Raw genomic sequence first — 8,992 nt, 5'->3', positions numbered from 1 at the left:
CGCGCAAAAGCCGCCGACAACCCCGGCGACGACGGACGCATGTCATGCCCCACCACGATCGCCGACCCACCCACGACCTCGACGAAAGCACCACCAAACAGCTCCGCCAGCGACTCGTCCCACTCGTCCGGCACAACGCCACGCACGTCATACGCCTTGACGATGTTCGAAAGGTCGGGCATTTCCACTCCTCCACAAGGTTCACGGGATGACCAGGACCGGCTGTCTCCGGGACGCTACCCGCCCGCATCCCCGCCACGGCCCGTCCGCCCCCATCCCGCTGAGGCTTTGGCAGATCCCCGTCACCCCGGTGTGACGGCACCTCTCTCCCGGTACCAGGCGGCCGCACGGCCGAGCCGGGCGAGCGGGCCCGGACCCGGGTCGATCCCGGCGAGCCCCCATGCCGCGTCCGCGCGGTACCAGTGGTCCCGCGCCAGCAGCGTGAACTGCCGCTCGCTCACCCAGCCCGGGGTCGCGGCCAGCGCCTCGACACATCTGCTCCAGGGCCAGTCGGCGGCGGGCCGCTCCGGCAACACTCCCTGCGCGGCCAGCGCGTGCATGAGGTCGCGGTTGCGCACCGGCTCGGGGTGGTGGGCGTGCAGGACGCCCTCCGCCCGGGCCGCGGCACCTCCCCCGAGGGCGAAGGCCGCGAAGAGCCGCGCCAGGTCGTCGGCGTCGACGAAGGAGGCCAGTCCCGCTCCCCCGTCCCACTGTGCCGGTACCCGCCGGAAGGCATCGGCGAGAGCCGGCACGACCCACCGGTCCCCGCTGCCCAGGACCAGTCCGGCGCGCAGGACCAGGCCCCCGGCGGCGAGCACGGGCGCCTCCCCCGCCAGCCGGCTGGCGCTGGCCGGCGACACCGGGGCGGGGGCCAGCTCGGCCGCGTCCGCGCCCCGGTGCGGTCCCGGACCGTAGACCGCGCACGTCGACAGGTGGACGACGCGCCGCACACCCGCGCGCCGCGCCTCCGCCATCAGGGCCGCGGTACCAGCGGTGTTGACCGCCTCGCAACGGCCGGCGTCGGGTCCGATGTAGGAGGCGAGCGACAACAGCGCGTCGGCGCCGTCGCACACGCCCCGCAGGGAGGCGGGCTCGGCCAGGTCCGCACCGACCCGGTGCACGGAGCCCGGCGCGGCCGGTGCCGCCGTACGGGACACCACGCGCAGCACGATCCCCGGTTCCCGCTCCAGCAGGCGGCGCAGCACCGCGGAGCCGACGAAACCCGTCGCCCCGGTCACGACGACCTGGCGGCCGCTCACCCCTGCGGCTCCGCCCCGGCCGTCTCCAGGGTCAGGCGCAGGCCCTTGCGGGTGTCCTCGGTGGCGACGGCGGGCAACAGGTAGCGCCAGAGCGAGGCGATGCGCTGGGGCAGGTCGGCCCGGCCGGTGGAGACCTGCGAGAAGAGCTGGGCGCCGGTGAAGGAGCTGACCAGCACCCACGCCAGTTCGTGGTCGTCGACGTCCGGCTGGAGCTCGCCCTTGGCCCGGGCGAAGCGCAGCTGCTGGCGGAATTCGAGCACCCAGGCCTGGTAGGCGACGTCGTCACGGAGGCCGAACTCGCCCTGCTCCACCGCCAGTCGTACGCCGGCACGGAGCACCGGATTGTGCCGGAGCTGCTCCGCGAGGTAGAGGGTGATGTCCACCAGGCGCTGGAGGCCGTCCTCGCCCGCGGGGAACTCCAGGCCCTCGCCCTGCCCGACCATCACCGCGTAGGCGAGTTCCTCCTTCGAGCTGAAGTGGAAGTACATCCCGCCCTGCGTGACGTCCGCCCGCTTCATGATCTTGCTGATGCTGGCTCCGCTGAAGCCGAACTCGTCGAAGACCTCCGCCGCGGCGCGGAGGATGGCCGCCTTCGTCTGAACTGCCCTCAGTTGAGGGGCTCGTTGCTGCTTTCGTTCTGACATGTGCACCTAACCTTCTCGACAAAAAAAACGAACATCCTTTATTTTAGGACCCAGCGCCGAACAAGCACCAGCTCATGTCCGACGTTCCAGGGGGGCTCAACCAATGACTGTGTCAGCTGCTCACTCCACCTCGCCCGCGACCGCCTCGCTCAGCAGCGCGTTACCACGGGAATACGTGCACAAGAGCGCACACTCCGAAGTCCTGCTCACCGGATGGCGTTCCGTCGCTCCCGACGAGTACGTCATCACCGCCCAGTGGCCCCGTGCCCATAGCTTCTACTCGCCCGACGCGGGCCACCACGACCCGCTCCTCCTGGCCGAATCCGTCCGCCAGGCCATCCCGCTGCTCAGCCATGTGGCGTACGACGTGCCCTTCGGCCACCGCCAGATCTGGGACACCTTCAGCTACTCGGCCAACCCCGCTGCCCTCGTGGTCGGTTCAAGACCGGCCGACATCGTGCTCCACATCCGCTGCTCCGGCATAGCCCGCCGGGGACGCCGGCTGGCGGGCCTGACCATGCACGTCACGGCCACCCGGGACGGGGAGTTCCTGGGTACCGCCGAAGCGGCGTTCACCAACCAGCCCGAAGCCGTCTACCAGCGCCTGCGCGGCGGAAACGGCGACCTCGCGCAGGTGGCCGCCCGCGTCATCCCGCTCCCGCCGCCGATGACGCCCCGGCGGGTGTGCCGCGACCGCTTCCACGACGTGGTCCTCTCCCCGACCAGCTCGACCCACCGGGCGCAGCTGCGGGCCGACATCAACCACCCGATTCTCTTCGACCACCCCGTCGACCACGCTCCCGGCATGCTGCTGCTGGAGGCCGTCCGCCAGGCCGCGTACGCCTCCGCCTTCCCCCGCCGGGGCGTCCTGACCGACATGGAGATGCGGTTCTTCCGCTACGCGGAGCTGAACTCGCCCTGCTGGATCGAAACGACCGCGCTCCCCGACCGGACGGCTGCGCCGGACGGCCGCCGGCTTCCCGTGCGGGTCGTGGCCCGACAGAACGGCGAGGAGGTCTTCACGGCCACGGCGACGATCACCGCCATGGCGCCCGCGCCCCGGCGCACCTTCTCCACGCCCTGACCCTTCCCCGCCCCACGTGTACGACAGAAGGCGCCCGCCCGGGTTCTGCCCGGCGGGCGCCTTCCGTTCGTCCTCGGCCGCCCCGCCTCCGATCCCCCGGACCCGTCCGAGCGCACCGGACGTGAGCGGGCGTCACGCACCGCGGGGCCGCCTTCGTACGCCGCGGACCGCCCGGGACCTCGGGCCCCGGCCCGTCGCGCAGGCGTAGGCGTAGGCGTAGGCGTAGGCACCCGCGTACCCGGGGCAGGCTGGCAGGGGGCTCCCCGTCACCCCGTCAGTATGTTCCCGGCGCGACCGCCCCAGGCCGCCCACCTGTCCACACGCCCGCCAGTCCGTCTCCAGGAGGTCCATGTGTCTGCCGCATCGAGTTACGCGTCCGGGGTCTGCGAAGTGCCGCTGCTCGGTGACACCATCGGCGAGAACCTGGACCGGACGGTACGCAGGTTCCCCGACCGCGATGCCCTCGTCGACGTGGCCGCCGGCCGCCGGTGGACGTACGCAGAGCTGGCCGCCGACGTCGACGCCCTCGCGCTCGGTCTGCTCGACCTCGGCATCGCCAAGGGCGACCGCGTCGGAATCTGGGCCCCCAACCGCGCGGAGTGGACACTGGTGCAGTACGCCACCGCCCGGATCGGCGCGGTCCTCGTCACGGTGAACCCCGCCTACCGCTCCCACGAACTGGAGTACGTGCTGCGGCAGTCCGGCATCCGGCTGCTGGCCGCCGCCGACCGCTTCAAGACCTCCGACTACACCGCCATGATCGAGGAGGTGCGCCCTCGGTGCCCCACCCTGGAGTTCGTGGCCGTGCTCGGCGGTCCCCTGTGGGACTCCCTACTGGAGCGCGGCCGCCGGGGCGACCCGGCAGACCTGGCCCGTGCGCAGGCCTCGCTCAGCCCGGACGACGCCATCAACATCCAGTACACGTCGGGGACCACCGGATTCCCCAAGGGCGCGACCCTCTCGCACCACAACATCCTGAACAACGGCTTCTTCGTGGGCGAGCTGTGCCATTACACCGAGCAGGACCGGGTCTGCATCCCGGTGCCGTTCTACCACTGCTTCGGCATGGTCATGGGCAACCTCGCCTGCACCAGCCACGGTGCCGCCATGGTGATCCCCGCGCCGTCCTTCGACCCGGCGGCCACCCTGGCCGCGGTGGAGTCGGAGAGGTGCACCTCGCTCTACGGGGTCCCCACGATGTTCATCGCCGAACTGGCGCAGCCCGGCCTCGACTCCTACGACCTGTCCAGCCTGCGCACCGGGATCATGGCGGGCTCGCCGTGCCCGGTCGAGGTCATGCGGGAGGTCATCGGGCGCATGGGCATGACCGAGGTGTCCATCTGCTACGGGATGACCGAGACCTCGCCGGTGTCGACGCAGACCCGCGCAGACGACTCCGTCGAGCGCCGGGTGTCCACCGTGGGCCGCGTCGGGCCGCACCTGGAGGTGAAGGTGGTCGATCCGCGGACCGGGCGGACGGTCCCCCGCGGTGAACCGGGTGAACTGTGTACGCGCGGCTACTCGGTGATGCTCGGCTACTGGGAGGAGCCCGAGCGCACCGCGGAGGCCGTCGACGCCGCCCGCTGGATGCACACGGGCGACCTGGCCGTGATGGACGACGATGGCTACCTCAGCATCACCGGCCGGATCAAGGACATGGTGATCCGCGGTGGGGAGAACCTCTACCCGCGCGAAATCGAGGAGTTCCTCCACACGCACCCGGACGTCGTCGACGTCCAGGTGATCGGGGTGCCCGACCCCAAGTACGGGGAGGAGCTGATGGCGTGGGTGCGGATGCGCGAGGGCGCCGAGCCGCTGACCGCGGACGCAGTCCGCGCGTACTGCGCGGGCAGGCTGGCCCACTTCAAGATCCCGCGCTACGTGCACGTCGTGGAGGAGTTCCCCATGACCGTCACCGGGAAGGTCCGCAAGGTGGAAATGCGCCAGGAGGCGCTCCGCCTGCTGGAACTTCCCTCCTAGAACGGCGCGTTGCGGCTCACGCCCCGGCTGCCCCTCATCGATGATCTTCCTGGGGCGTCGGGGCCGTGCCACCCGGCCCGCCGCGACGCCCCGCCCTTCCCTGCCGACTGACCACCGACCAGAGGAACACCGTGCCACTGCCCGTGAACCGCCGTCTCGCCCTGACCGCCGCCCTGCTCGCCGTGACGGCCGCGATCGCGCCCGCGACCACCGCCCGGGCCGCCGACCGCTCCCCCGACCTCGAAGCGCTCACCCAGGCGCTGCGGAACACGACCGCCGCCGGCGCGCCCGGCGCCATGGCCCGGTTCAGCGGCCCCGACGGAGTCCGCACCCGGACCGTCGGCGTTCGCGACAGGAGCTCGGGCGCCGCCATGGACCCGCGGGCCCGCTTCCGGATCGGTAGCGTCAGCAAGACCTTCTCCTCGGTGGTTCTGCTCCAGCTGGTCGGCGAGAAGAAGATCGAACTGGACGCCCCGGTCAACCGATACCTGCCCGGCCTGCTGCCCGACGGGCGGATCACCGTGCGCCACCTGCTGACCCACCGCAGCGGCCTCGCGGACTACACCGACGCCATGTTCGAGCACACCGTCCCCGGCTTCGAGGCCGTGCGCAACCGGGTGTTCAGCTACCAGGAGCTGCTGGACCTCTCGCTGCGCGAGCCCAGGACGACCGAGCCCGGCGTGGCGTACGCCTACTCGAACACCAACTTCGTCGTGGTCGGGATGCTGATCGAGAAGACCACGGGCAACCAGGTGGGCAAGGAGTACGAACGGCGCATTTTCAAGCCCCTGGGCCTGCGCGACACCTCCTACGTACACCCCGACACCAGGATCAGGGGGTTGCACGCCCGCGGCTACCTCCACCCCGACGAGGCCGGGGCTCCGCTGGTCGACTCCACCGAGCAGACGGTGTCGTGGGCCCAGTCCGCCGGAGCGGTGATCTCCAGCCCGGCGGACCTGAACACCTTCACGTCCGCACTGCTCGGCGGCCGGCTGCTGGCCCCGCCGCTGCTGGACGCCATGGTCACCGCGACCCCGACGGACGCCACGAACACCCGGTTCTACGGGCTGGGTCTGCGCCGCTACGACCTCTCCTGCGGCACCTCGGTCTACGGCCACACGGGCACGGTGCAGGGCTTCTACACGTACGCCTTCTCCACCCGCGACGGCCGGCGCAGCCTCTCGGCGATGGCCAACACCTCCAACAGGGGTGCGGCCAACACGGCGCTCGGCGGCACCCTCGAAGCCGCGTTCTGCGGCATGCAGGCCGAGAAGAAGGGCGCGCGCGGCTTCGGCGTCGCCCCGGCCGAGGTGGACCTGCCCGAGCGCAACACGCGCTGACGCTCCGCCCGGCCCGGCACCGCCCCGGCGGCTCAGCCGGTGCCCACCGCCTCGTCGCAGGCGGGGCAGACCCGGTCCGCGTACCCGTCCTCGTACCAGGTCGGGCCGGGCCGCTCCGCGGGCGTCCGCGGAGCGGCCCGCATCGCGAAGGTGTCCCTGCCGCAGTAGGTCCGCGGTCCGGGGACACCGGGCATCCCGGGCGCGGCGGGCGCCGCGTGGACGCGCACGACCGCCGCCTCTCCGCCCGCGCCGCCGGCCCCTCCGGCGTGCGCCGCCGCCGGATCCTCCACCTCGTACACCACGGCCATCCCACTCATACCCCGACGGTAGGCGGTCCCGTGGCTCACGTCGTCCGGCCACGCCGGACGGGCCCGTCCCCGCCCGGTCACGCGAGCGTGCGCCTGACGAATCATCAGGTCATCTGTCCCGGACTCTTGACTCCGTCGACGACAGTGGCGATTCTCGACCCACCGTTTGCGGGTTCATGACAATTTCAAGGCCTTCCGCGGCCGTCGCGTCCCCGAACGGGTCCGGCATCTCCTCCACCGCGCCATCCGCTGACCGAAGACGTGAGTGATGACCATTTCCCGAGACAAGCACCCCAGGCGCAGCCCGATCGCGGTCCTGTCATTGCTCCTCGCCGTGGTGGCGATGGTGCTCGGCCCCGTGCCCAGCTCCGCCGCAGACCCCGGCTGGTGGAATCCGGTGGCACGGCCCGCACCCGACTCCGAGATCAACGTCACCGGTGAACCCTTCAAGGGCACCGATTCCCAGGGACGGGTCCGCGGATTCGTCGACGCCCACGACCACCTGATGTCCAACGAGGGCTTCGGCGGACGCCTCATCTGCGGAAAGCCCTTCTCCGAGAGGGGCGTGGCCGACGCTCTCAAGGACTGCCCCGAGCACTACCCCGACGGCACCCTGGCGATCTTCGACTTCATCACCAAGGGTGGCGACGGCAAGCACGACCCGAACGGCTGGCCGACCTTCAAGGACTGGCCCGCCCACGACTCGCTCACCCACCAGCAGAACTACTACGCGTGGGTCGAACGCGCCTGGCGCGGCGGCCAGCGCGTGCTCGTCAACGACCTCGTCACCAACGGCGTGATCTGCTCGGTCTACTTCTTCAAGGACCGCGGCTGCGACGAGATGACCGCCATCCGGCTCGAAGCCCAGAAGACGTACGACATGCAGTCCTACATCGACACGATGTACGGCGGCCCCGGGAAGGGCTGGTTCCGGATCGTCACCGACTCCGCCCAGGCCCGTGAGGTCGTCAAACAGGGCAAGCTGGCCGTCGTCCTCGGCGTCGAGACCTCCGAGCCGTTCGGCTGCAAGCAGATCCTGGACTTCGCGCAGTGCAGCAAGGACGACATCGACCGGGGCCTCGACGAGCTGCACCGGCTGGGCGTGCGGAGCATGTTCCTCTGCCACAAGTTCGACAACGCCCTGTGCGGGGTCCGGTTCGACCAGGGCGCCCTCGGCACCGCGATCAACGTCGGCCAGTTCCTGTCGACGGGCACCTTCTGGAAGACGGAGAAGTGCACCGGCCCGCAGCACGACAACCCCATCGGGCTCGCGGCCGCTCCCGCGGCGCAGCAGGAGCTCCCCGCGGGCGTCTCCGTGCCCTCGTACGCGGCGGACGCGCAGTGCAACACGCGCGGCCTGACCGAGCTCGGCGAGTACGCAGTGCGCGGGATGATGAAACGCAAGATGATGCTCGAAATCGACCACATGAGCGTCAAGGCCGCCGGCCGGGCCTTCGACATCCTGGAGTCGGAGTCCTACCCGGGCGTCATCTCCTCGCACAGCTGGATGGACGACAACTGGACCGAGCGGCTCTACAAGCTCGGCGGGTTCGTCGCCCAGTACATGGGCGGGGCCGAGGGCTTCAGTGCCGAGGCCAAGGCCAAGAACGCCCTGCGCGACAAGTACGGCGTCGGCTACGGCTACGGCACCGACATGAACGGCGTCGGCGGCTGGCCCGGGCCGCGCGGGGCCGACACCCCGAACCCGGTCCGCTACCCGTTCCGCAGCGTCGACGGCGGCTCCGTCATCGACCGGCAGACCACCGGACAGCGCACCTGGGACCTCAACACCGACGGTGCCTCGCACTACGGCCTGGTGCCGGACTGGATCGAGGACCTCCGGATCGTCGGCGGCCAGGACGTGGTCGACGACCTCTTCCGCGGCGCCGAGTCCTACCTCACCACGTGGGGTTCGTCCGAGAAGCACAAGGCCGGAGTGAACCTCGCCGCGGGCGCGTCCGCCACGGCCAGCTCGTCGGAGTGGAACCCGTTCACGAGCTACGCCCCCTCGCGGGCCGTCGACGGGAACACGAGCACCCGCTGGGCGAGCAACTGGAGCGACGACCAGTGGATCAAGATCGATCTCGGATCGGCCCACCTGGTCAAGCGCGTCACCCTCGACTGGGAGCGGGCGCACGGGCGGGCCTACCGCATCGAGCTGTCGAACGACGGCACCACCTGGCAGTCGGCATGGTCCACCACCACCGGTGACGGCGGTCTGGACACGGCCCTGTTCACCGGCACCACGGCCCGCTACGTTCGCGTCCACGGGGTGCAGCGCGGCACGCAGTGGGGGTACTCGCTCTACGAGGTCGGGGTCTACAGCAGCTGACTCGTGCTCACGCCCCGCGTCCGGGGCCGGCCGGATCCGCCGATC

General features: G+C 71.1%; 7 protein-coding genes and 1 pseudogene. 4 read left to right on the top strand and 4 right to left on the bottom strand.

What is annotated here, in order from left to right:
- The 3 genes and pseudogenes from manB to ACFW2G_RS32635 form a co-directional block, all read right to left on the bottom strand.
- Window positions 1–182, bottom strand: a pseudogene (gene manB, locus ACFW2G_RS32645) (phosphomannomutase/phosphoglucomutase); the annotation flags it as partial.
- Between the two features lie 120 nt (window positions 183–302).
- Entirely contained in the window at window positions 303–1,259 is a 957-nt protein-coding gene (locus ACFW2G_RS32640; protein ID WP_384582056.1) for an NAD-dependent epimerase/dehydratase family protein, read from the bottom strand.
- Window positions 1,256–1,903: a ScbR family autoregulator-binding transcription factor gene (locus ACFW2G_RS32635; protein WP_384582058.1), complete on the bottom strand. Its 648-nt coding sequence runs from the start codon at window positions 1,901–1,903 to the stop codon at window positions 1,256–1,258. Before ACFW2G_RS32635 ends, ACFW2G_RS32640 begins: the two co-directional genes overlap by 4 nt.
- A gap of 103 nt (window positions 1,904–2,006) precedes the next feature.
- On the opposite strand from ACFW2G_RS32635, the gene ACFW2G_RS32630 reads away from it, so the two are divergent.
- From ACFW2G_RS32630 to ACFW2G_RS32620, 3 genes are all read left to right on the top strand, one after another.
- Window positions 2,007–2,987, top strand: a complete 981-nt coding sequence (locus tag ACFW2G_RS32630; protein WP_037928983.1) for a ScbA/BarX family gamma-butyrolactone biosynthesis protein — start codon at window positions 2,007–2,009, stop codon at window positions 2,985–2,987.
- Between the two features lie 351 nt (window positions 2,988–3,338).
- Window positions 3,339–4,967: an AMP-binding protein gene (locus tag ACFW2G_RS32625; protein WP_384456448.1), complete on the top strand. Its 1,629-nt coding sequence runs from the start codon at window positions 3,339–3,341 to the stop codon at window positions 4,965–4,967.
- Between the two features lie 131 nt (window positions 4,968–5,098).
- Complete coding sequence (locus ACFW2G_RS32620) at window positions 5,099–6,307, top strand: serine hydrolase domain-containing protein (protein WP_384456445.1); 1,209 nt, start codon at window positions 5,099–5,101, stop codon at window positions 6,305–6,307.
- A 32-nt stretch (window positions 6,308–6,339) separates the two neighbouring features.
- Here the strand turns inward: ACFW2G_RS32620 and ACFW2G_RS32615 are convergent, their stop codons facing one another.
- Complete coding sequence (locus ACFW2G_RS32615; RefSeq protein ID WP_037928987.1) at window positions 6,340–6,624, bottom strand: hypothetical protein; 285 nt, start codon at window positions 6,622–6,624, stop codon at window positions 6,340–6,342.
- 259 nt (window positions 6,625–6,883) lie between these two features.
- Here ACFW2G_RS32615 and ACFW2G_RS32610 point away from each other — a divergent pair, with 259 nt between their 5' ends.
- Window positions 6,884–8,947: a discoidin domain-containing protein gene (locus ACFW2G_RS32610; protein ID WP_384582060.1), complete on the top strand. Its 2,064-nt coding sequence runs from the start codon at window positions 6,884–6,886 to the stop codon at window positions 8,945–8,947.
- The last annotated feature ends 45 nt before the right edge of the window (window positions 8,948–8,992 follow it).

The sequence above is a fragment of the Streptomyces sp. NPDC058880 genome (genome assembly GCF_042742535.1).
Taxonomy (GTDB): Bacteria; Actinomycetota; Actinomycetes; order Streptomycetales; family Streptomycetaceae; genus Streptomyces.
The sequence above is the reverse complement of the archived record's forward strand: the minus strand, read 5'-3'. Positions and strand labels throughout refer to the sequence as shown.

Coding starts and splice junctions, on each gene's coding strand:
- ACFW2G_RS32615 (WP_037928987.1), bottom strand. CDS start 6,624: ATGAGTGGGATGGCCGTGGTGTACGAGGTGGAGGATCCGGCGGCGGCG.
- ACFW2G_RS32635 (WP_384582058.1), bottom strand. CDS start 1,903: ATGTCAGAACGAAAGCAGCAACGAGCCCCTCAACTGAGGGCAGTTCAG.
- ACFW2G_RS32610 (WP_384582060.1), top strand. CDS start 6,884: ATGACCATTTCCCGAGACAAGCACCCCAGGCGCAGCCCGATCGCGGTC.
- ACFW2G_RS32630 (WP_037928983.1), top strand. CDS start 2,007: ATGACTGTGTCAGCTGCTCACTCCACCTCGCCCGCGACCGCCTCGCTC.